22 protein-coding genes are annotated in these 20,682 nt (G+C 69.3%); 18 read left to right on the plus strand and 4 right to left on the minus strand.

The window, feature by feature from the left end; translation table 11 throughout:
* Positions 1-82: 82 nt before the first annotated feature.
* Entirely contained in the window at positions 83-604 is a 522-nt protein-coding gene (locus EDM04_RS14040) for a zinc ribbon domain-containing protein (RefSeq protein WP_123623185.1), read from the minus strand.
* A 94-nt stretch (positions 605-698) separates the two neighbouring features.
* Between EDM04_RS14040 and EDM04_RS14045 the strand changes: the two genes are divergently transcribed.
* The 4 genes from EDM04_RS14045 (at position 699) to EDM04_RS14060 (ending at position 3,892) form a co-directional block, all read left to right on the plus strand.
* A complete protein-coding gene (locus tag EDM04_RS14045; RefSeq protein WP_123623187.1) occupies positions 699-1,547 on the plus strand; it encodes a pantoate kinase in 849 nt (282 codons plus the stop codon).
* Positions 1,548-1,634: 87 nt separating this feature from the next.
* Entirely contained in the window at positions 1,635-1,937 is a 303-nt protein-coding gene (locus tag EDM04_RS14050; protein WP_123623189.1) for an AbrB/MazE/SpoVT family DNA-binding domain-containing protein, read from the plus strand.
* Positions 1,934-2,410, plus strand: coding sequence for a PIN domain-containing protein (locus EDM04_RS14055; protein ID WP_123623191.1), 477 nt, complete (start codon positions 1,934-1,936; stop codon positions 2,408-2,410). Before EDM04_RS14050 ends, EDM04_RS14055 begins: the two co-directional genes overlap by 4 nt.
* A gap of 90 nt (positions 2,411-2,500) precedes the next feature.
* Positions 2,501-3,892: a signal recognition particle protein Srp54 gene (locus EDM04_RS14060; RefSeq protein ID WP_123623193.1), complete on the plus strand. Its 1,392-nt coding sequence runs from the start codon at positions 2,501-2,503 to the stop codon at positions 3,890-3,892.
* 412 nt (positions 3,893-4,304) lie between these two features.
* Here EDM04_RS14060 and EDM04_RS14065 read toward each other — a convergent pair whose 3' ends face one another.
* Positions 4,305-4,934 (minus strand): hypothetical protein, encoded by a 630-nt coding sequence (locus EDM04_RS14065; protein ID WP_123623194.1) that lies wholly within the window; start codon positions 4,932-4,934, stop codon positions 4,305-4,307.
* A 139-nt stretch (positions 4,935-5,073) separates the two neighbouring features.
* Between EDM04_RS14065 and EDM04_RS14070 the strand changes: the two genes are divergently transcribed.
* The 4 genes from EDM04_RS14070 (at position 5,074) to EDM04_RS14085 (ending at position 9,493) form a co-directional block, all read left to right on the plus strand.
* A complete protein-coding gene (locus EDM04_RS14070) occupies positions 5,074-5,655 on the plus strand; it encodes a biotin transporter BioY (RefSeq protein WP_123623196.1) in 582 nt (193 codons plus the stop codon).
* A gap of 4 nt (positions 5,656-5,659) precedes the next feature.
* Positions 5,660-6,448: an energy-coupling factor ABC transporter ATP-binding protein gene (locus EDM04_RS14075; RefSeq protein WP_123623198.1), complete on the plus strand. Its 789-nt coding sequence runs from the start codon at positions 5,660-5,662 to the stop codon at positions 6,446-6,448.
* Positions 6,445-7,167 (plus strand): energy-coupling factor transporter transmembrane protein EcfT, encoded by a 723-nt coding sequence (locus tag EDM04_RS14080; RefSeq protein ID WP_123623200.1) that lies wholly within the window; start codon positions 6,445-6,447, stop codon positions 7,165-7,167. Before EDM04_RS14075 ends, EDM04_RS14080 begins: the two co-directional genes overlap by 4 nt.
* Positions 7,168-7,267: 100 nt before the next feature.
* Positions 7,268-9,493, plus strand: a complete 2,226-nt coding sequence (locus EDM04_RS14085) for a (Fe-S)-binding protein (protein ID WP_123623202.1) — start codon at positions 7,268-7,270, stop codon at positions 9,491-9,493.
* 27 nt (positions 9,494-9,520) lie between these two features.
* On the opposite strand, the gene EDM04_RS14090 is transcribed toward EDM04_RS14085, so the two are convergent.
* On the minus strand, positions 9,521-9,847 hold the full coding sequence (locus tag EDM04_RS14090; RefSeq protein WP_123623205.1) for a hypothetical protein: 327 nt from the start codon (positions 9,845-9,847) through the stop codon (positions 9,521-9,523).
* Positions 9,848-10,036: 189 nt separating this feature from the next.
* Here EDM04_RS14090 and EDM04_RS14095 point away from each other — a divergent pair, with 189 nt between their 5' ends.
* The 7 genes from EDM04_RS14095 (at position 10,037) to EDM04_RS14125 (ending at position 17,032) form a co-directional block, all read left to right on the plus strand.
* Positions 10,037-11,107 carry a PstS family phosphate ABC transporter substrate-binding protein gene (locus EDM04_RS14095; protein WP_123623207.1) on the plus strand — a complete coding sequence of 357 codons (1,071 nt, stop codon included), beginning with the start codon at positions 10,037-10,039 and terminating at the stop codon, positions 11,105-11,107.
* 57 nt (positions 11,108-11,164) lie between these two features.
* A complete protein-coding gene (gene pstC, locus EDM04_RS14100; RefSeq protein WP_123623209.1) occupies positions 11,165-12,139 on the plus strand; it encodes a phosphate ABC transporter permease subunit PstC in 975 nt (324 codons plus the stop codon).
* Complete coding sequence (gene pstA / locus EDM04_RS14105) at positions 12,139-13,917, plus strand: phosphate ABC transporter permease PstA (RefSeq protein WP_123623211.1); 1,779 nt, start codon at positions 12,139-12,141, stop codon at positions 13,915-13,917. Before pstC ends, pstA begins: the two co-directional genes overlap by 1 nt.
* 1 nt (position 13,918) lies before the next feature.
* Positions 13,919-14,773, plus strand: coding sequence for a phosphate ABC transporter ATP-binding protein PstB (pstB, locus tag EDM04_RS14110; RefSeq protein WP_123623213.1), 855 nt, complete (start codon positions 13,919-13,921; stop codon positions 14,771-14,773).
* Complete coding sequence (phoU, locus tag EDM04_RS14115; protein WP_123623215.1) at positions 14,774-15,481, plus strand: phosphate signaling complex protein PhoU; 708 nt, start codon at positions 14,774-14,776, stop codon at positions 15,479-15,481. It abuts the gene before it with no gap.
* Positions 15,481-15,900, plus strand: a complete 420-nt coding sequence (locus EDM04_RS14120) for a low molecular weight phosphatase family protein (protein WP_123623217.1) — start codon at positions 15,481-15,483, stop codon at positions 15,898-15,900. The genes phoU and EDM04_RS14120 overlap by 1 nt, the downstream gene beginning before the upstream one ends.
* Positions 15,901-15,979: 79 nt before the next feature.
* Positions 15,980-17,032: a sodium:calcium antiporter gene (locus EDM04_RS14125; protein ID WP_123623219.1), complete on the plus strand. Its 1,053-nt coding sequence runs from the start codon at positions 15,980-15,982 to the stop codon at positions 17,030-17,032.
* 18 nt (positions 17,033-17,050) lie between these two features.
* Here the strand turns inward: EDM04_RS14125 and EDM04_RS14130 are convergent, their stop codons facing one another.
* Positions 17,051-17,950 carry a VOC family protein gene (locus EDM04_RS14130; RefSeq protein ID WP_123623221.1) on the minus strand — a complete coding sequence of 300 codons (900 nt, stop codon included), beginning with the start codon at positions 17,948-17,950 and terminating at the stop codon, positions 17,051-17,053.
* Positions 17,951-18,078: 128 nt separating this feature from the next.
* On the opposite strand from EDM04_RS14130, the gene EDM04_RS14135 reads away from it, so the two are divergent.
* The 3 genes from EDM04_RS14135 to EDM04_RS14145 all read left to right on the plus strand — a co-directional run bounded on the left by EDM04_RS14135 (position 18,079) and on the right by EDM04_RS14145 (position 20,667).
* The gene (locus EDM04_RS14135) at positions 18,079-18,498 is read left to right on the plus strand and encodes a cobalamin B12-binding domain-containing protein (RefSeq protein ID WP_123623223.1); all 420 of its coding nucleotides are present in this window, start codon (positions 18,079-18,081) and stop codon (positions 18,496-18,498) included.
* Positions 18,499-19,641 carry a methylmalonyl Co-A mutase-associated GTPase MeaB gene (meaB, locus tag EDM04_RS14140; RefSeq protein WP_123623225.1) on the plus strand — a complete coding sequence of 381 codons (1,143 nt, stop codon included), beginning with the start codon at positions 18,499-18,501 and terminating at the stop codon, positions 19,639-19,641. It abuts the gene before it with no gap.
* A gap of 69 nt (positions 19,642-19,710) precedes the next feature.
* Entirely contained in the window at positions 19,711-20,667 is a 957-nt protein-coding gene (locus tag EDM04_RS14145) for an alpha/beta fold hydrolase (protein ID WP_123623228.1), read from the plus strand.
* Positions 20,668-20,682 lie beyond the last annotated feature (15 nt).

Raw genomic sequence — 20,682 nt, forward strand, 5'->3', positions numbered from 1 at the left:
ATGATAGTTGCCACGCAGTTATCAGGTGTGAGAAACTACCGCGGCCGAACTCGCGGGCTGCGACGCGCTCGCCTCCTCGAAGTCACTCGGCGTCGGCCCACGGGAGGGGCTCGGTACACCAGTGACAGAAGTCGAGGTCGGCGTCGGTCTCCTTGCCGCAGTACGGGCACTCGACCTCCGACGGTCCGGGGGCGCTCTCGGCGACGGCCCCGGTCGAGGCGCTCGCGCCGCCGAGATCTCCGGTCGTCTCGCCGTCGTCGCTCGCGGCGCGGCGCCGGATCGCCTCGGCGGTCGCGTCGGCCCGTTGCCGCTCGGCGACGTCGGCGCGCCCGACGAGGTAGGCGTCGACCGCGGAGAGACCGTACAGGACGGCGATCGGGAGGGTCACGTCCGTCGGGAGCGCGGCGGCCGTCTCGGCCGCCTCCGTCACCGAAACCGACGACTCGACGGGCACGTCGTAGAGGGCGAACAGCGCCACGCCGCCGCCGACGATGGTCAGGTGCCACAGCAGCGCCCGCCCCCACCGGCGCAGGGTGAGATGGCCGAGGCCCGGCAGCGCCATCGCCAGCAGCGCGGCGAGCAGGGGACGGAACTGGTCTCGCATACTCCGCCGGTTTGGCCGGGCGGTATTTAGGCCTGCGGTGTCGGCGTCGCCGCGGATAACAACCGTTAATCGACGGCCACCCGTCCGACGCGCCATGAGCAGGCAGCGGGCGACCGCGTTCGTTCCCGGTCACGTCACCGCCTTCTTCAGCGCGCACCCGGCCGAGCGTCCCGCGGCCGCCGGCTCGCGCGGCGCCGGGGTGACGCTCACCGACGGGGTGACGGTCCGGGTGTCGGCGAGGGGCGACCGCTCGTCGCCCCGTCGGACGATCGACGGCGAGCCGGGGACGATCGGCGCGGTCGACGACGCGCTCGCGGAACTGGGGGCGTCCGGCGTCGACGTCGCCGTCGAGACGGACCTCCCGATCGGCGCCGGCTTCGGCGTCTCGGGCGCCGCGGCGCTCGGGGCCGCGCTCGCCGCGAACGACGCCCTCGACCGCGGCCGGTCCGAGAACGAGCTGGTCCGGATCGCCCACGAGGCGGAGGTGGGTCGCGGCACCGGCCTCGGCGACGTGGTCGCGCAGGCGCGCGGCGGGGTCCCGATCCGGGTAGAGCCCGGCGCGCCGGGGATCGGTGAGCTCGACGGGATCCCGGCGACCGCGCGCGTCGAGTACGTCACGTTCGGCGAGCTGTCGACCGAGGAGGTGTTGGGCGGGGACACGGCGGCCCTCTCCGCCGCCGGCGAGGACGGGCTCGACCGTCTCCGCGCGGATCCGCGGCTCACGACGATGATGGGCGAGGCCCGCGCGTTCGCCCGGGAGGCGGACCTCCTCGTTCCCGAGGTCGCGGAAGCGGTCGACGCCGTCGACGCGGTCGGCGGCGAGGCGGCGATGGCGATGCTCGGCCGCACCGTCTTCGCGCTCGGCACCGGCCTCTCCGACGCGGGCTACGACCCCGAGGTCTGTCGGATCGACGCCGCGGGCGCGCGGATCGTCGAGCGATGAGATCCGTGGGGCAACAGTTTGCTCGCACCGCTTGGTCCCCCGCTGAGTAATACTTATTTATTATTACTTCAAAAGTACCGGTAGAGCATGCCCCGAGTTACCACGAAGGGACAGGTCACCATCCCGAAAGAGATTCGGGATGCGCTCGGGATCGAACCCGGAGACGAAGTCGACTTCGAGCGGGTCGGTTCCGAGTATCGACTCCGGAAACGGGCCCCGACCACCGAAGACGGCGAAGACCCGTTCGAGAAGCACCGTGGCAGCGCAGACGGCGACGAGACGATGCCGGATCGGATGCGTCGGCTCCGCGGCGAGTATCCGCGCGAGACGAACGGATCGCTTCCGGTCGACGAGTCGTCCGACGACGAGCAGACGGGTGCCGACTCGTGACGACGGCCGTCGACACGAACGCGTTCCTCGCGCTGCTGTACGACGACGAGTACGCAGACGCTAGCGAAGCGGCCCTCAGGCACGCGTACCGAGAGGGAGCGGTGGTCGTCACGCCCGTCGTGTACGCCGAACTTTCGGCCGACGGCCACTTCGACTCGGCCGCCGACCTCGATCGATTCCTCGAGGATTTCAGCGTCCGAGTCGTGGAGCCCTCGCGTGAGGCGCGCTTCGAGGCGGGCGATCGGTTCCGAGAATACGCGGACTGCCGATCGGACGGGATCCAGTGTCCAGCGTGTGGTGAGAAGCGATCCGTCGACTGCGAGGAGTGTGGCGAGGCGCTCTCGCCGCGGCAGCACATCGCCGCCGACTTTCTCATCGGTGCGCACGCCGCCATCGACTGCGACGGCTTGATCAGCTTCGATGAGGGGTTTTACTCGACGTACTTCCCGTCGCTTCCCGTGTTTCCGGACTGAACCGATCGCCGTCTCGGCTGCCTCCTTCGACCGATCTTCGGCGACGCCGACGAACAAAGCTTTACCGCGTCGACCACCTATCTCCGGCAAATGGTACTCGACGACCTCGGTACGTCCCTCCGGAGCAGCCTCGACAAGCTCCAGGGGAAGTCCCGACTCTCCGAGAGCGACGTCGAGGAGATCGTCAAGGAGATCCAGCGCTCGCTCCTCTCCGCCGACGTCGACGTCTCCCTCGTGATGGAGCTGTCGGACTCGATCAAGACCCGCGCGCTCGAAGAGGAGCCGCCGGGCGGCACGACCGCGAAGGACCACGTCCTCAAGATCGTCTACGAGGAGATGGTCGAGCTGGTCGGCGACTCCACGGAGCTCCCCCTCGAAAACCAGACGATCCTGCTGGCCGGCCTGCAGGGATCGGGGAAGACCACCTCCGCGGCCAAGATGGCGTGGTGGTTCTCGAAGAAGGGGCTCCGCCCCGCCGTCATCCAGACCGACACCTTCCGGCCGGGCGCGTACGACCAGGCCAAGCAGATGTGCGAGCGCGCGGAGGTCGACTTCTACGGCGACCCCGACAACGACGATCCGGTCGACATCGCCCGGACGGGGCTGGAAGAGACCGAGGACGCCGACATCCACATCGTGGACACGGCCGGGCGCCACGCGCTCGAAGACGACCTCATCGCGGAGATCGAGGAGATCGAGCGGGCCGTCGACCCGGACCGCTCGCTCCTCGTCTTAGACGCCGCGATCGGGCAGGGCGCGAAGGAGCAGGCCCGCCAGTTCGAGGAGTCGATCGGCATCGAGGGCGTGATGATCACCAAGCTCGACGGGACCGCGAAGGGTGGCGGAGCCCTGACCGCGGTCAACGAGACCGACTCCTCGATCGCCTTCCTCGGGACCGGCGAGACCGTCCAGGACATCGAGCGGTTCGAGCCCTCCGGGTTCATCTCCCGGCTGCTCGGGATGGGCGACTTAAAGCAGCTCTCCGAGCGCGTCGAGCGCGCGATGGCGGAGGCCCAGGAGGAGGACGAGGACTGGGACCCCGAGGACATGCTGCAGGGCGAGTTCACCCTGAAGGACATGAAAAAGCAGATGGACGCGATGAACCGGATGGGACCGCTCGACCAGGTGATGGACATGATCCCCGGCATGGGCGGCGGGATGATGGACCAGCTCCCGGACGACGCGATGGACGTGACCCAAGACCGGATGCGCCGCTTCGAGCGCATCATGGACTCGATGACCGAGGAGGAGCTGGAGAACCCCCGCGTCGTCGGCCAGTCGCGCACGGAGCGGATCGCGCGCGGCTCCGGCACCGACGAGGAGACGGTCCGGCAGCTCTTGGAGCAGCACTCGATGATGGAAGAGACGATCGGCCAGTTCCAGGGGATGGGCGAGGGCGACATGCAGCGCATGATGAAGAAGATGGGCGGCGACGGCGGCGGCCTCGGCGACATGATGGGCGGCGGCAAGGGACCGTTCTGAGGAGTCGATCGCGGGCGGTTACTTATGAGTGGACGTTGTCGACGGCGGATCGACGAGAAACGCTTGCACAGCTCTGGCTGTTCGCTTATAAGCGGTTGTCTGCGGATCGACGGTGAACACCTCCAAAGCCCCAGTCGCTCGGTAGTACGTGATCGACGACTCTGGATCAGACACTTCCAAAGCCCCAGCCGCGAGGCGGACAGACGCTTGTTGCGCTCCTCGTCACTCGCTGCGCTCGTTCCTGCGGTGCTTACTGCGCCTCTGTCCGCCTCGCGGCTGCCCCTTTGAGTCCCGCCCCGCACAGCCCCGCGCCTCACGCCTCCCCAGCCTCGTCGCTCACTGCGTTCGCGACTCCCTCGCGCGTGCACCTCGCGCCCTCCGGGCGCTCGGCGGCACGCGCCACCGCAACGGTTTATAAAGAAACGTCGGTCTCCATGTCCTCGGTCGCCTCTTCGAGTCCGTCCTCGCGGGCGGCCTCGGCGTGCGAGCCCTCGATCTCGGCGTCGGTGAGGAGGTCGCGGAACTCGTCGCGGAACCGGTCGTTCGCCCGGGTGGAGGTCAGGTCCACGCGGGCGACGCGGGCGTGTTTCGCGACGAGGTCGGGGTCGGCGTCGAGGGCGTCGGCGCAGTCGGCGACGGAACGTCCCTCCGCGGTCAGCTGCTTCAGGTCGTCGTACTCGAAGGCGGCGTCGTCGACCTCGCGGTCGGCCTCCCGGACGAGGTGGAGGTCGAACCGGGCGTCTCTGACCGTCGCGGGGTCGACTCTCTCCCCGCCGCGCTCCTCGGCGATCGCGGTCGCGATCGCCTCGTCGTCCTCCTCGAAGCGTCCGCGAGCTATCCGGGCGTATGTCGCGTCGTCGAGATCGGTCGAGAAGTCGTACCGCTCGCGCATCGCGGCGACGAGCTCGCGGACGCGCTCTTCGACCGCCGCCTCGTCGCGGTCGGTGAGCGTCCCGCGCGACTCCGCCTGCCGCTCGGTCACCGTCTCGGATCCGGTGGTCTCGACGAAGATGTCGCGGAGCTCGGAGGTCTTCTCGTCCATGGGCGGGGGTGTACGTGCCGACGACAAATAAGCCTCGCGTCCGGTCCTGAGCGGGTTCCGAGACATCGACCGGGAGTCGCGGCCACCGACGTCGTCGTCAACCAGTATCTTCAAGTCGGTTTACGAGGGTGTCGGAGACATGGCAACCAACACGGAGTCCGTGGATCTCGTCGGCGACGAGGCCGCGACGAACCTCGCCCGCGCGGCGCTTTTCGCCGCGCTCGTCGGCGCGTTCGCGTACGTGACGTTCCCCAATCCCGTCTCGCCCGTCTCGGTGACGCTCCAGGTGCTCGGCGTGTTCCTCGCCGGGATCTACCTCGGCCCGGTGTGGGGGGCCGCGTCGCTCGTGCTCTACCTCGCGGCCGGCGCGGTCGGCGCCCCGGTGTTCGAGGGCGGCTCCGCCGGCGTCGGCGCGCTCGTCGGCCAGTCGGCGGGCTACCTCTGGTCGTACCCGCTGGCCGCCGCCGCCGTCGGCGCGGTCGTCCACCGCGGCGTGACCCTCCGCGACCTCGACGCCGTCGGGCTCCCGACGCTCGTTGGCGCGATGGTCCTCGGCACCGCCGTCATCTACGCGCTCGGCGTCGCCGGACTCGCGTACGTGCTCTCGCTCGGTCCCGTCGAGGCCGTGACCGTCGGCGCGGTCGCGTTCCTCCCCGCGGAGGCGCTGAAGATCGCCGCCGCGGTCGGCATCGTGCGCTCCGACGCGGTCGCGGCCGCCTGAACCCGTGATCGACGCCACCGGCGTCACCTGTCGGTTCGGTGGTGGCGGCGGGAGCGGCGCGGCCGACGGTGACGGCGTCGTCGCGGTCGACGACGTGACCCTCTCGATCGGCGACGGCGAGTTCCTGATCGTCGCGGGCGCGAACGGCTCCGGCAAGACGACGCTCGTCAGGACCTTCAACGGGCTCGTCGAGCCCGACGCCGGAACGGTCGCCGTCAACGGAACCCCCGTGAGCGGCGACCTCGTCGCCGCGCGCTCGGCGGTCGGCATGGTGTTCCAGGACCCCCGCGACCAGCTGGTCGCCGCGACCGTCGGCGCCGACGTGGCGTTCGGCCCGGAGAACCTCGGCTGCTCGCACGCCGAGATCGACCGGCGGGTCGCCGACGCGCTGGCGGCGGTGAACATGGAGGGGCGCTCCGAGGACCGGATCGCGAGCCTCTCCGGCGGCGAGCGCGAGCGCGTCGCGATCGCGGGCGCGCTCGCGATGGAACCCGATCACCTCGTCCTCGACGAGCCGTTCACCGGGCTCGACGAGCCGGCCCGCCGGTCGGTGCTCGACCGCCTGCGAGAGCTCCACCGAGAGGGGACGAGCGTGATCGTCGTCACCCACGACCTCCGCGACGTGCTCGGGCTCGCGGACCGGGTGGTGGGGCTGTCCGCGGGGCGGGTCGCCGTCGACGACGCGCCGCGGGAGGCGGTCGAGAAGCTGCCGGGGCTGGACGTGCGGGTGCCGGCAGAGTTCGAGGACCGGCCCGCGGACGCCGCCGTCACCGGCGACACCGCCGACCCGTGACCCTCTCGTACGTCCCCGGCGACTCGCTCGCCCACCGGCTCGATCCCCGGTCAAAGCTCCTCGTGCAGGCCGGGTTCGCGGCCGCCGCGTACGCGTACACGACGCCTCGCGGACTCGCCGCGCTCACCTTCCTCGCCGTCGCCTGCCTCGCGCTCGCGGGGGGCGGGCCGCGCGACCTGTGGACCTACCGGGCCGCGTTCCCGGTGCTCCTCGTCGCCCCCCTCGTCGCCGGCGCGACGCTCGGGGCGCCGTGGTTCCGGGTCGAGCGCGCCGCGACCACGGGGCTCGCGAGCTACCGCGTCCTGCTGATCCTCGTCGTCGCCGCCGGCTACGTCAGGTCGACACCGGTCCGGGACTCGCGGGCGGCGATCCAGCGCGCGGTTCCGGGAAAGCCCGGGCAGTTTCTCGGGGTCGGCGTCGCGCTCGTGTTCCGGTTCCTCCCCCTCCTGAAGCGCGACCTGCTGACGGCGCGGGAGGCGGTCCGGGCGCGCGGGGGCGAGGCGCTCCCGGTCCGCGAGCGCGTCCGGCTCGTCGGCGTCGCGGGGATCAACAGGGCGTTCGGGCGGGCCGACCGGCTCGGGACCGCCCTGAACGCCCGGTGTTTCGCGTGGAATCCGACGCTCCCGCGGCTCGCGCTCGGCCCCGCGGACTACCCGGCGCTCGCGGTCGGCGGGGGGTTGCTGGCGGCGGCCGTGGCGGCCGCGGTGGGGGCGGTGTAGCCGGCCGGGCGACGGTCGGCCTCCGGTCGTCCCGGAAACGCCCGACGACGCACTCCGTGTTGTGGCAAGTTTTAACCCCGCCGTATCCGCCTGATCGATCATGACTCCGCTGCAGGCGGCCACCCGGGAGACGTTCTGGACGATCGGCCCGGTCGGGAAGGCCGCGTTCTACTGGCTCGCCGCGGTCGCGATCCTCGTGTTCCTGTACGGGGTGTACGCCCGGTTCGCGACGTACGCGCGCGGGAGCGAGGACCCGCGCGACCGCCTGTCGAACCTCCCCGCCCGGACGGTCGCGGCGACGAAGACGGTGCTCTCGAACGAGAACCAGTTCGATCGGGACCTGTACGCGGGCGTGATGCACACGTTCGTCATGTGGGGTTTTCTTACTTTGCTCGTCGCGACGACCATCCTCGGGTTCGACATCGACGTGTACCGCCCGATCGCGGGCGAGTCGTTCTGGGTCGGTGACTTCTATTTAGCCTACCAGTTCACGGTCGACGCGTTCGGCCTGCTGTTCGTCGTCGGCGTCGGCATGGCCGCCTACCGCCGCTACCGTGACCGCGACGGGCGGCTGTGGGGAAAACACACCTCGCTGGAGGACGACGCGTTCGTCTGGACCCTCTTCCTCCTCGGCTTCGGCGGCTTCGTCGTGCAGGCGCTCGGGATCGTCGGCCAGCCCGCGCGGGCGACCGAGACGGTGAGCTTCGTCGGGATGGCGATGGCGGCCGGGTTCCGATGGGCCGGGCTGACGACCGCGGGCGCGGAGGCGGTCTACGGCGTCGTCTGGTGGAGCCACTCGCTCCTGGCGTTCGCGTTCATCGCGTGGATCCCGTACGCGAAGCCGTTCCACATGATCTCCTCGTTCGCGAATGTCGTCGCCCGCGACGAGGACGCGGGCGCGCGGCTCCCCAACGTCCCGGCCGACCTCGATCACACCAACGCCGAGTCGCTCGAGGACTTCACCTGGAAGGAGCTCATGGACGGCGACGCCTGCACGAAGTGCGGTCGGTGTACCGACGCCTGCCCGGCCGAAACGGTCGGTCGGCCCCTCGACCCGCGGGACGTAATCCTCGACCTGAAGGCGTACCGCGAGTCCGTGAGCGACGATCCGGTGGCGGGTGCGGGCGGCGGGAGGTCGGTCGCGACCGATGGTGGCCGCGCAACCGACGACGCGGCCACCGACGGCGGCGTGGCCGGCTCCGCCGCCGTCAACGACGGCGGGACAGTCCCCATCGTCGCCGACGAGGGCGGCGTGATCGACCGCGAGTCGATGGAGTCCTGTATGTCGTGTATGGCCTGCATGGACGCCTGTCCCGTCGACATCGAGCACCTCACGTCGTTTACCAAGATGCGGCGGCAGCTCGTCGACGAGGGGGCGGTCGACTCGAACCTCCAAGACGTGTTCCAGGACGTGATGCAGAAGGGGAACACCTTCGGCGAGTCGCAGTCGACTCGGGGCGACTGGGCGGACGAACTGGACGGCGTCGAGGTCCCGGACGCCCGCGAGCGCGAGGTGGAGTACCTCTGGTACGTCGGCGACTACCCGAGCTTCGACGATCGGAACAAGAAGGTCGCCCGCGCGCTCGCTCGCCTGTTCGACGAGGCCGACGTGTCGTTCGGTATCCTCTTCGACGACGAGAAGACCGACGGCAACGACGTCCGCCGGATCGGCGAGGAGTTCCTCTACCTCGAACTGGCCGGCCACCACGTCGAGACGTTCGCGGACTGCGAGTTCGACTCGATCGTCTGTACCGATCCCCACTCGTACAACACCATCAAAAACGAGTACCCCGAGGTCGACTTCGCGGAGTTCGCCGACGACCCGATGATGCCGTTCGACCGCGAGGAGCCGTGGAACCCGGAGGGAGAGGTCGACGTGTTCCACTGGACGCAGGTGGTGGAGGAACTCGTCGACGAGGGCCGGCTGGACCTGTCGGGCGACGAACTCGACTACACCGTCACCTACCACGACCCCTGTCACCTCGGGCGGTACAACGACGAGTACGAGGCCCCCCGCGAGCTAATCGAAGCGACCGGCGCCGACCTCTACGAGATGCCGCGCTCGCGCGACGAGTCGTTCTGCTGTGGCGGCGGCGGCGGCGGGCTCTGGACCGAACACGACGAGGCGGTCAAGCCGAGCGAGGAGCGGCTCCGCGAGGCGGTCGAGGACACCGACGCGGGCGCCGATATCGAGAAGTTCGTCGTCGCCTGTCCGATGTGCACGACGATGTTCGAGGACGGTCGGAAGACGGGGAACTTCGAAGACGAGGTCGAGATCGTCGACGTCGCGGAACTTCTGATCGAGGCGGTGGAGGCGGGGTCGTAGTCGGGTCGAACCGAAGCAGCGTCCGGCTCAGACGTTCGAGTCGGCGGGCGACGCCGAGCGGTCGTCGGGTTCGACCGCGTCGTCGATCCGACGCAGCAGCGCCCGCCCCGGCGCGCGGTCGCGGACGGGCGCGTCGCCGAGGTAATCGATCAGGGCGTCGCGGAGGAGGACGGCGTCCCGGGGCGCGAGCGGGCGGCCGCGCTCGATGCGGCGGATCGGTCGGTGCTGGGGCGGCGCGTCGTCGCCGGCGTCGAAGGCGGCCTCGCCCGCGTCGAGGAGGGCGGCGTGGGCGACCCACGCCTCCTCTCGCGACGGCGAGAGCGGGATCGGGTCCCCGGTCGTCGGTGGGGTCATCGTCCGGGTCTTCGCACGGAGGGTCTTAAAAATACGGTCGGATCGCCGATCCGTGACGGAACCGTGCGACGCGAACTGCGGTGCCCGTCGATCGGGTCTATATAGTATATATAGCGACGGGGAGCGATACTGCGTCGGTCGTACCGCTCATAGCATACTACTTATGTCGAAGACGCTCTCGATCAGGTGATGGCATCAAGCCACGACGCGGATACCGAGGGGATCACGCGGCGGAAATCGCTCGCGGCGCTCGCCGGGGCTGGCGCGCTGGCGCTCGCGGGTTGTACCGAGACCGAGGGCGAAGACGGTTCCGACGGCTCGGACGGTTCCGACGGCTCGGACGGTTCCGACGGCTCGGACGGTTCCGACGGCTCGGACGGATCTGACGGCTCGGACTCGCTTTCCGGATCCATCAACATCGCCGGGTCGTCGACCGTCTTCCCGCTGATGAGCGCGGTGGCCGAGGACTTCGCGGCGGACAACCCGGAGGTATCGATCGATATCAGTTCGACCGGCTCCGGCGGCGGCTTCTCGAACTTCTTCTGCGTCGGCGAGACCGACTTCAACAACGCGAGCCGACCGATCCAGCCCGAAGAGGAGGAGCTCTGCGCCGACAACGGCGTCGAGTACGTCGAGCTGGTCGCCGCGACGGACGCGCTGACGGTCGTGATCAACAACGACAACGACTTCGCGACGGAGATGACCGTCGACGAGCTCTCGCAGATCTGGCAGTCCGACGCCGCGGAGCTGTGGAGCGACGTGCGCGACGAGTGGCCCGACGAGGAGATAGAGCGGTTCGGCGCCGCCGACACCTCGGGGACGTACGACTACTTCGTCGAGAACGTCATGGGAGAGGACGGCCACACCGACGACTACCAGGCGACCGAGCAGGACAACACCATCGCCTCCGGCGTCGAGGGCAGCGAGTACGCGATCGGCTACTTCGGGTTCGCGTACTGGTTCCAGAACCAGGACCAGATCACGCCGGTCGCGATCGACAACGGCAACGGCCCGGTTGAGCCGAGCCTCGAAACCGCGTCTTCCGGCGAGTACGCTCCCCTCTCGCGGCCGCTGTTCACGTACCCCTCGATCGAGTCGCTCGGCGAGGAACACGTCGCGGAGTTCGCCCGCTACTTCGTCAGCCAGACCACCAACGAGGACCTCGTCGCCGGCGACGTCGGATACGTCCCCGCGACCGAAGAGACGCAGGAAGAGCAGATGGGTATCCTCGAAGACGCGATCGAGCAGGCGCAGGGCTGAGACCCGCGCGATGAACCGGTGTATTGATTTACGACAGCGTTCGATCTCCGACCGTCCGTGACAGATAGCACCGAGAGTCCGGATCTACAGCGCCGGAGCGGGCTCACACGACTGAAGGAGGGAACCTACGGGGGGTTCTTCGCCGCCTGCGCGGCGATCACCCTGCTCACGACGGTCGCCATCATCGTGACCCTGCTGTCGGACGCAGTGGCGTTTTTCTCTCAAGTACCGATCACCGAATTCCTGACGAGCACCAGCTGGAGTCCGAACCCGCGCGGAGGCGGCCAGACGTTCGGGATCGTCGCGCTGGTCATCGGAACGCTCACCGTGACGATCACGGCGGCGTTCGTCGCGATTCCGGTCGGAACGCTGACCGCGATCTACCTCAGCGAGTACGCGACGCCGAACGCGCGCTCGATACTGAAACCGCTCTTGGAGATCCTCGCCGGGATCCCGACGGTCGTGTACGGGTACTTCGCGCTCGTGTACATCACGCCGGCGCTGAAGGCGACGCTGTTCCCGGAGATGAGCACGTTCAACGCGCTGTCGGCGTCGCTCATGGTCGGGATCATGACGATCCCGATGGTCTCGTCGATCTCGGAAGACGCCATGAGCGCGGTGCCGGACGACCTGCGGCAGGCCGGATACGGGCTCGGCGCGACGAAATTCGAGGTGTCGACGGGGATCGTCGTCCCCGCCTCGATCTCCGGGATCGCCTCCTCGTACATCCTCGCCGTTTCGCGCGCGATCGGTGAGACGATGATCGTCGTCGTCGCGATGGGCGCACAGGCGCGGATGCCGACCGTCGGTGAGACGGTTCTCGGGATTCCGTTCATCAACCCCGCCGACGTCCTGCTCGACTCCGGAATGACGATCACGGTCGCGATGGTCCAGATCGCCGGCGGCGACCTGACGGGAGGGACGCTCCCGTACGACGCGATGTTCGCGCTCGGACTCACGCTGTTCGTGGTGACTCTCGTAATGAACGTACTCAGTGACATCATCGCGGAACGCTACCGGGAGGAGTACTGATGGCGACCGACACCGACACCGCTCGGATCGAGGGATTCGGGGAAGTGAGCCGCGTCCGCGGGATCATCTTCGAGTACCTCTCGCTCGGGGCCTCAGTGCTCGGCATCTTCGCGCTCGCGGTGCTGCTCGTCTACGTCACGATCGACGCCTTCGACCTGGCGGGAACGAGCCCCCTGTGGTTACTGACGTACTTCGTCACGCTCGTGGTTCCGTTCCTCGCCTTCTGTCTGTACAGCGCCCGCGACCGCGAAGTGACCCGTCGCGCGGTCACAGTGGCCGGCGGCGGCCTCGTCGCGGTCGCCGCGGTCTTCACCGCGATCGAGACGTTCGTCGGTCAGATCCCGCGACTCAACTGGCAGCTCGCGTATCTCTTCGTCGTCGTCGCTCCGCTCACCGGATATCTCGTATATATGGGAGCGCGCGGTCGGCCCGGAGCGGTCGGGTTCGGACTCGTCGGACGGCTGATCGGCGGCGCTGCGATCGGACTCGCGTTCTCCGTCCTCTTTTTAGTGTTCGACGAACGGCTGTGGTTCCTCGCGTACACGCTCGGAATCGTCCCGGGGCTCTTCGCGTACGCGTACGGTCAGCTTCGGAACTCGTCGACCGCCGTGACTGCCGCCCTTCCGGTGAGTCTCGTCGGAGTGGTACTCGCCGTGTTCGTCCGGGACGTACTCCGGACGTACCCGACGACGACGTTCATCTACCTCTGGACGTTAGCGATCCCGATCGCGGCGGCCGGTGCCCTAGTGGTGAACGCTCGGGGGAGCCGGACGGCGGCGCTGGCCGCGGGAGGCGTCCCGCTCGCGCTCGCGGCTGTCGTCGGACTGTTCGGACGGGCCATAGGGCTCGGGGTCGGCGGGCCGAACGCGCTGCTGGTCATCGCCCTAGCGGGCGTGCCGGTCGCCGTCTACCTCCATCGCGTGTTCGACGTCGGCGAGGGGGTGACGGGACTGGGACTTCCCGTCCTGCTCGTCGGCGGGGCACTTGCCGGAGCACTGGTCGTCGAGACGTTCGGGATTCCGACGCCGAACTCGTGGGTGAGCGGAACGTTCCTCACGGAGGCGCCCTCCCGGAACGCCCGGGACGCCGGATTGTACCCGGCAATCGTCGGCTCGGTGATCATCATCGCGATGGTCGCCGTGCTGTCGTTCGTCCTCGGGGTCGCGACGTCGGTGTTCTTAGAGGAGTACACCGCAGACAGCGGCGTCGTCGGCGCGCTGACGCGGCTGCTCCAGATCAACATCGCGAACCTCGCGGCGGTTCCGTCCGTCGTTTACGGCCTGCTCGGACTGGGGCTGTTCGCGAACCTCCTCGGGTTCGGCTTCGGGACCGCTGTGACGGTGTCGCTGACGCTGTCGCTGCTTATTCTCCCGATCACGATCATCTCCGCACAGGAGGCCATCCGATCGGTTCCGGACGACCTGCGCCGGGGGTCGGACGCGATGGGTGCGACGCGCTGGCAGACGACGAAGAACGTCGTCCTCCCGGAGGCGTTCCCCGGCATCCTGACCGGAACGATCCTCGCGCTCGGGCGGGCGATCGGCGAGACCGCGCCGCTCATCATGGTCGGCGCGGCGACGACGGTGTTCAGCGCGCCGAGCAGCCTGTTCAGCAAGTTCAGCGCGATGCCGATGCAGATCTACGCGTGGGCGAACTTCCCGCAGGCGGAGTTCCGGTACGGGGTCGTCGCCGCGGGCGTGATCACGCTACTGACCATTCTCGTGGGCATGAACGGGACGGCGATACTGCTGCGGAACCGCGCGGAACGGGGGAGCTAACATGAGTAACACAGAATCCGAGACACAGACCGAAACCGAAGCGAGCGACTCGCTCATCACGACGGACGTAGAGACCGGATCGAACGGCCGATCGGCGCCTTCGAATCGGACGGCGGTCGCCGCGCGCGACCTGAACGTATTCTACGGCGACGAACAGGCGATCGACGACGTAACGATGGAGATCCCCGAAAACCGGGTGACCGCGCTGATCGGTCCCTCGGGCTGCGGGAAGTCGACGTTCCTCCGGACGATTAACCGGATGAACGACATGATCGAGGTGTGTCGCGTCGAGGGCGACGTGGAGTTCGGCGGGAAGAACGTCTACGACGACGACGTGGACCCGGTCGCCCTGCGCCGGAAGATCGGGATGGTGTTCCAGAAGCCGAACCCGTTCCCGAAGTCGATCCGCGACAACGTCGCCTACGGCCTGAAGATCCAGGGGTTCGACGGCGACGTCGACGAGCGCGTCGAGGAGTCGCTGAAGGGCGCCGCGCTGTGGGACGAGGTGAAAGACCAGCTCGACTCGTCGGGGCTCGATCTGTCGGGCGGCCAGCAGCAGCGTCTCTGTATCGCTCGCGCCATCGCGCCCGACCCGGAGGTCATCCTGATGGACGAGCCGACCTCCGCGCTCGACCCCGTCGCGGCCTCGAAGATCGAGGACCTCATCGACGACCTCGCCGAGGAGTACACGGTGATCATCGTCACCCACAACATGCAGCAGGCGGCCCGGATCTCCGACCGGACCGCGGTGTTCCTCACCGGCGGCCGGCTCGTCGAGTACGACGACACGACGAAGATCTTCGAGGACCCGGAGGAACAGCGCGTCGAGGACTACATCACGGGGAAGTTCGGATAGATGCCCCGCGAGAACTACCAGGAGAAGCTCGACGGGCTCCGGGACGACGTGGTCGCGATGGGCGAGCTGGTCGGCGCGCGGTACGCGTCAGCGATCGAGGCGGCCGCGACCGGCGACGACGAGCTCGCCGAGGAGGTCGTCGAGGGCGACCACGAGGTGAACGAGACGTACCTCGGGTTGGAGGACGAGTGCACCGAGCTGCTCGCGCTCCAGCAGCCCGTCGCGGGCGACCTCCGGTTAGTGACCGCCTCGTTCAAGGTGATCACCGACCTCGAACGCGTCGCCGACCTGGCGACCAACCTCGCCGAGTACGGCGGTCCGGACGGGGGCGTCCACCCGGCCGTGGAGTTCCGCGAACTCGGCGAGGACGCCGGCGAGATGGTCGCCGACGCGGTCGCGGCCTACGAGGCGGGCGACGCCGAGGCCTGCCGCGAGATCGCGGCCCGCGACGACGACTTCGACGAGCGGTGCCGGCGCGCGAGCGAGGCGGTCGTCCGCGAGCTGCTGGAGGCCGACCGCGCCCGCAACGAGGCGGCGCTCGGCGAGACCGGCGCCGACGCCGACGCCGAGGCGCTTGAGGCCTCGCTCGACGAGGTCTCCCGCGCGCTGCTCGCGGTGCGCGACCTCGAACGCGTCGCCGACCACGCGGTCAACGTGGCGGCGCGCACCCTGTACATGGTCGAGAACGACGACGAGCTGATCTACTGATGGCGACAACTCTCACCTTCATGTGCGTCCGCAACGCCGGGCGGAGCCAGATGGCGACCGCCTTCGCGGAGCGCGAGCGCGACCGGCGCGGCCTCGGCGATCGCGTCGATATCGTGACGGGCGGCACGATGCCCGCCGACAGCGTCCACGACGTGGTCGTGGAGGCGCTCGCGGAGGTCGGGCTCGACGTGAACGGACGGACGCCGCAGTCCATCTCCGACGAGACGCTCGAAGGCTCCGACTTCGTCGCCACGATGGGCTGTTCGACGCTGGAGCTGGACGGCGTCGACACCGACGACTGGGACTTAGACGACCCCGGCGAGCGCCCGATCGAGGAGGTCCGCGAGATCCGCGACGAGATCGAGCGCCGCGTGATCGCCGTCTTCGACGAGCGGTTCGGCGAATACGACGGCGAGTAGGGCCCTCGGGTCGACGACGGACTCCCTTTTTTCTCGCGCCTCCGGAAGCCCTAATCGACTTCGGACCCAGTGACGAGACGTGACTGTACTGCAGGAGCTCGTCGGAGACCAGTCGCTCGCCGTCTGGATCGCGCTGGGCGCGATCGGGTTCCTGTTGACCTGGAAGGGCGCGAACGTCATCGAGTCGACGACCTCGAAGATCAGCGACCACTTCGGCGTCTCGCAGGCGATCCAGGGCGGGCTCATCGTCGCGGCGGCGACGTCGTTCCCCGAGCTCGCGATCATCGTCATCTCGGTGGTCGTGCTCGGCGACTTCGGCGTCGGCGCCGGGGCGCTCATCGGGACGGCGGTGTTCAACATTCTCGTCATCCCGGCCGCCGTCTCTATCACGAGCGGCGACACGACGACGACGCAGGGGATCGTCTACCGCGACGCCATCTTCTACATGGTCGCCGTCCTCGCCCTCTTCGGCGTGATCGCGCTCGGGGTCCTCGGGACCGACGGGCGCGAGCTCGCGCGGATCACCCCGCAGATGGGCGTCGGCCTGCTGGTGCTGTACGGCGTGTACGTGATCCTCCTCGTCGGGGGCAAGAGCGGCGCGTCGGACCTGGAGCGGACCGAATCGACGAACCTCCCGAAGCAGTCCGGGCTGTTCGCGGCCGGACTGATCGTCGTGCTCGTCGGGGTCGAGTCGATGGTCGGCATGACCATGGAGATCTCGGACGCGCTCGACGCGCCGCCGTTCCTCATCTCCGTGACGGTGCTGTCTGTGATGAGCTCGTTCCCCGACCTGCTCGTCGGCGTGAAGATGGGCGAGGCCGGCGACAAGCGGGCGGCGATCGCGAACGTCTTCGGAACGAACACGTTCAACCTCGTCGCGGCGCTGCCGATCGGCGTCATCCTCGCCGGCGGCGTCTCGATCGGCTTCCTCACGTCCGTGCCGCTAATGTTATTCCTCTTCTACACCACCCTCGTCGTCGTGGTGCTGTCAGCGACGGACTTCGAGATCACCACCGAGGAGGGATACGTCCTCCTCGCGATGTACCTCGCCTTCCTCGGCTGGATGACGACCGAGGCGCTCGGAATCACCGCGCTGCTGACCGAGTCGACGCTCCGGACGATCGTCACCTGACCGGCCCGCGGAGATCGGCTACGGCGTCCGAACGCGCACTTCGATCCCGTCGGCGTCCGTCACGGCGATCCCCTCGTCTCGCTCGTCGACAGTGAACTCAACGTCGCCGCCGACCGCGGCTTCGTCGAGTCGCTCTCGGAGCGCTTCCAGCGCGGCCGCGTCGGGAACCACGACCTCGAACCACGCGAGTCCTCGTCCCGCGGCGGGCGTCGTCCGCCCCCGCCACGTGTTCGCGCCGAGGTGGTGGTGGTAGCCGCCGGCCGCGACGAACCGGACGTTCGGCCCGGTCATGCCGACCTCGAAGCCGAACCCGTCGACGTACACCGCCTCGAACGCCGACAGCGAGGTGACTTCGAGGTGCATGTGACCCACGTCGGTGCCGGGCGGGACGCGGTCGGCGGGGCCGTCGTCCGAACCGCCCGCCGCCCCGGTGACCCCTTCGACATCGAGCGGCTCGGTCGCCATCCGGACCGTTCCGTCGTCGTCGACGGGCCACTCCTCGCGGGGGCGGTCGCGGTAGATCTCCACGCCGTTGCCCTCGGGGTCGTCGAGGTACAGCGCCTCGCTGACGAGGTGGTCCGAGGCGCCGTCGAGGCGCCACCGGTCCCGCACGCGGGCCAGCGCCTCGCCGAGCGCGGCGCGGGAGGGAACCCGGAACGCGGTGTGAAAGAGGCCGGCGTCGGTTCGAGCGCGCTCCGGGCGGTCGGGCTCTTCTTCCAGCACGAGCAGAGTCGTTCCGTCGACGCCGAGGACCGCCGTCGGTCGGTCTCCGCCGTCGCGATCGAGCACCGCGAGACCGACCACGTCGCGGTAGAACGCGGTCGTCTCGTTGAGGTCGGCGACGCGGAGCGCGGCCCGACCGATCCGCGTCTCGGCGGGGAGCCGGCCGTCGGACGGAGCTGGAGCGTCGAAGTCCATGCGGTTCGGTACCACCGCTAGCGCGTTGAACGCGTCGGTCCCGGAAGGGCGCGATTGCTGGTCGCTGTCCAACCGAACCATCCCGAACGTCCGTTAGAATCAAACGGTCACGCGACGGACAGTCGGGTATGAGCGCCGAACAGGAGACGCGAGCCGTCCGCTGTCTGGTCGCCAAGGTCGGGCTCGACGGCCACGACCGGGGCGCACACGTGATCGCGCGGGCGTTCCGGGACGCCGGGTTCGAGGTCGTCTACTCCGGGCTCCACCGCGCGCCCGAGGAGATCGTGCAGGCGGCGGTCCAGGAGGACGTGGACGTACTGGGTATTTCGATCCTCTCGGGGGCGCACAACACGCTCGTCCCGAAGGTGATCGAGGGGCTCAAAGAGTACGACGCGTTCGAGGACACCCTCGTGTTGGTCGGCGGGATCATCCCCGACGACGACGAGGACGACCTCAAGGAGCTCGGCGTCGCAGAGGTGTTCGGCCCCGGCACGCCGATGGAGGAGACGATCGAGTTCATCCGGAACAACCTCCCGGAGCGCGCGTAGATGGGCGGGACGGAACGCGACGCCTCGGCGACGCCGCGATCGCCGGAGCTGAGCGACGGCGACGCCGCGCTCGTCGAGGACCTCCTCGCCGGAAGCCACCGAGCGCTCGCCCGCGTCATCACTCGGATCGAGGACCGCGCGGCCGGCTACCGCGGGATCGTCGCCGCGCTCCACGAGCACACCGGCGACGCCGACGTGATCGGGGTCACGGGAGCGCCCGGCGCCGGGAAGTCGACGCTCGTCGACAAGCTCGCGGCCGCCTACCGCGAGCGCGGCGACACCGTCGGCGTGGTCGCCGTCGACCCCTCCTCGCCGTACACGGGCGGCGCGGTGCTCGGCGACCGGATCCGGATGGCGTCGAACGTCGGCGACATGGACGTGTTCTTCCGGTCGATGAGCGCGCGCGGCCAGCTCGGCGGGCTGTCGATGGCGACCGCGGACGCCGTGAAGGCGCTCGACGCCTTCGGGAAGGACGTCGTCATCATCGAAACGGTCGGCGCCGGCCAGAACGAGGTCGACGTGGTCCGGACCGCCGACACCGTCGCGGTGCTGGTCCAGCCCGGCTCCGGCGACGACGTGCAGACCCTGAAGGCCGGCATCCTGGAGATCGGCGACGTGTTCGTCGTCAACAAGGCAGACATGGACGGCGCGGAGCGAACCCTCGCCGAGTTAGAGGAGATGGTCCACCGGCGCGAGGGGCCGACGAAGGGGCTCGACGGGGGACACCACGGGTTCGAGGTTCCGGAGCACCCGGACGACGGGGGCGAGGAGCGGGACAGCGGCGACGGGGACGGAGGCGGCGGGGACGACGGAGACGAGCCGCCGGAGTGGACCCCCGAAGTGCTCCGAACCGTCGCGAACACCGGCGAAGGCGTCGGAGAGCTGATCGAGACGTTCGACGCGCACGCGACCCACCTCCGCGAGTCGGGCGCGATCGAGGCGACGAAGCGCCGGCGTTACGCCGAGGAGATCCGCACGCTGATCCGCTCGGACGTGGGCGCGCTCGCGACCGCCGAGATCGAGCGCCGAGGCGGGATCGAGGCGCTCGCCGACTCGGTCCGGCGTCGGGAGACGGACCCGTACAGCCTCGCCGCGGAGATCGTCGAGCCGATCGCGGAGTGCGTCGACTCGGACGCGACGTGAGGCTACCGCGGCCCGAGAGAGCCGCTCGAGCCCACGAGGTATAAGTCGCCAGCGGACCAACAGGTTTCCATGAAGCTCACCAAGGTCGCCGGGACCGCCCTCCTCGGCGTCGGCGCGGTCGCCGCCCTCAACACCGGGCTCCGATACGAAGGGGAGTTGGAGTCGCCGCTCGACGGCGACGACGGCACGTTCCGCTGGCTCGGGATGGACGTGGCCTACACCGAGGCGGGCGACCCCGACGACCCCGACCTCGTACTCCTCCACGGCGTCAACGCCGCCGGGTCCGCGGGCGAGTGGCGCGAGGTGTTCGACGACCTGGCCGAAGAGCACCACGTCGTCGCCCCCGACCTGCCGGGGTTCGGGCGGTCCGACCGCCCGCCGCTGCGTTACTCCGCGGCGCTGTACGAAGACTTCGTCCGCGACTTCCTCGCCGACTTCGATCGGCCCGCGGTCGTCGCCTCGTCGCTGTCGGCGGCGTACGCGGCCGCGGCGATCGACGACGCCGGATCGGGGGCGGACGACGTGTCGATCCGGGGGTTCGTCGGCGTCTGCCCGACGACCGTCGCCGGACCGAGCCCGCCGAAATCGTGGCTCCGGGAGCTGATCCGGGCGCCGCTCGTCGGTACCGCGCTGTTCAACGCGATCGCCTCGAAGCCGTCGATCCGGTATTTCAACGCCGACCACGGCTACGACGACCCGACGAACCCCAGCGACGAGTGGACCGACTACGAGTGGCGGACGAGCCACGTCGAGAACGCGCGGTTCGCGCCCGCGTCGTTCGTCTCGGGATACCTCAACAGCGACCTCGACCTCGCGGCCGCGCTCGCCGGGATGGACGCCGCGCCGACGATCGTCTGGGGCCGCGAGGCCGACGTGAGCCCACTGTCCGACGGGCGCGAGCTCGCCGACGCGTCCGACGCCCGGCTCGTCGTCTTCGACCGCGCCAAGCTGTTGCCGCACGTCGAGCACCCAGACCGGTTCGTGGAGACCGTCGAAGAGAGCCTCGTCGCGGGCGCGACGGCGTGACCGGTCGGTATCTGT

Source organism: Halorubrum sp. CSM-61 (assembly GCF_003781945.1).
Lineage (GTDB): Archaea > Halobacteriota > Halobacteria > Halobacteriales > Haloferacaceae > Halorubrum.

What these genes read in the sequence shown, in the direction of transcription:
- EDM04_RS14040 (WP_123623185.1), bottom strand. Translation starts at nt 604, where the DNA reads ATGCGAGACCAGTTCCGTCCCCTGCTCGCCGCGCTGCTGGCGATGGCG.
- EDM04_RS14045 (WP_123623187.1), top strand. Translation starts at nt 699, where the DNA reads ATGAGCAGGCAGCGGGCGACCGCGTTCGTTCCCGGTCACGTCACCGCC.
- EDM04_RS14050 (WP_123623189.1), top strand. Translation starts at nt 1,635, where the DNA reads ATGCCCCGAGTTACCACGAAGGGACAGGTCACCATCCCGAAAGAGATT.
- EDM04_RS14060 (WP_123623193.1), top strand. Translation starts at nt 2,501, where the DNA reads ATGGTACTCGACGACCTCGGTACGTCCCTCCGGAGCAGCCTCGACAAG.
- EDM04_RS14065 (WP_123623194.1), bottom strand. Translation starts at nt 4,934, where the DNA reads ATGGACGAGAAGACCTCCGAGCTCCGCGACATCTTCGTCGAGACCACC.
- EDM04_RS14070 (WP_123623196.1), top strand. Translation starts at nt 5,074, where the DNA reads ATGGCAACCAACACGGAGTCCGTGGATCTCGTCGGCGACGAGGCCGCG.
- EDM04_RS14085 (WP_123623202.1), top strand. Translation starts at nt 7,268, where the DNA reads ATGACTCCGCTGCAGGCGGCCACCCGGGAGACGTTCTGGACGATCGGC.
- EDM04_RS14090 (WP_123623205.1), bottom strand. Translation starts at nt 9,847, where the DNA reads ATGACCCCACCGACGACCGGGGACCCGATCCCGCTCTCGCCGTCGCGA.
- EDM04_RS14095 (WP_123623207.1), top strand. Translation starts at nt 10,037, where the DNA reads ATGGCATCAAGCCACGACGCGGATACCGAGGGGATCACGCGGCGGAAA.
- pstA (WP_123623211.1), top strand. Translation starts at nt 12,139, where the DNA reads ATGGCGACCGACACCGACACCGCTCGGATCGAGGGATTCGGGGAAGTG.
- pstB (WP_123623213.1), top strand. Translation starts at nt 13,919, where the DNA reads ATGAGTAACACAGAATCCGAGACACAGACCGAAACCGAAGCGAGCGAC.
- phoU (WP_123623215.1), top strand. Translation starts at nt 14,774, where the DNA reads ATGCCCCGCGAGAACTACCAGGAGAAGCTCGACGGGCTCCGGGACGAC.
- EDM04_RS14120 (WP_123623217.1), top strand. Translation starts at nt 15,481, where the DNA reads ATGGCGACAACTCTCACCTTCATGTGCGTCCGCAACGCCGGGCGGAGC.
- EDM04_RS14130 (WP_123623221.1), bottom strand. Translation starts at nt 17,950, where the DNA reads ATGGACTTCGACGCTCCAGCTCCGTCCGACGGCCGGCTCCCCGCCGAG.
- EDM04_RS14135 (WP_123623223.1), top strand. Translation starts at nt 18,079, where the DNA reads ATGAGCGCCGAACAGGAGACGCGAGCCGTCCGCTGTCTGGTCGCCAAG.
- meaB (WP_123623225.1), top strand. Translation starts at nt 18,499, where the DNA reads ATGGGCGGGACGGAACGCGACGCCTCGGCGACGCCGCGATCGCCGGAG.
- EDM04_RS14145 (WP_123623228.1), top strand. Translation starts at nt 19,711, where the DNA reads ATGAAGCTCACCAAGGTCGCCGGGACCGCCCTCCTCGGCGTCGGCGCG.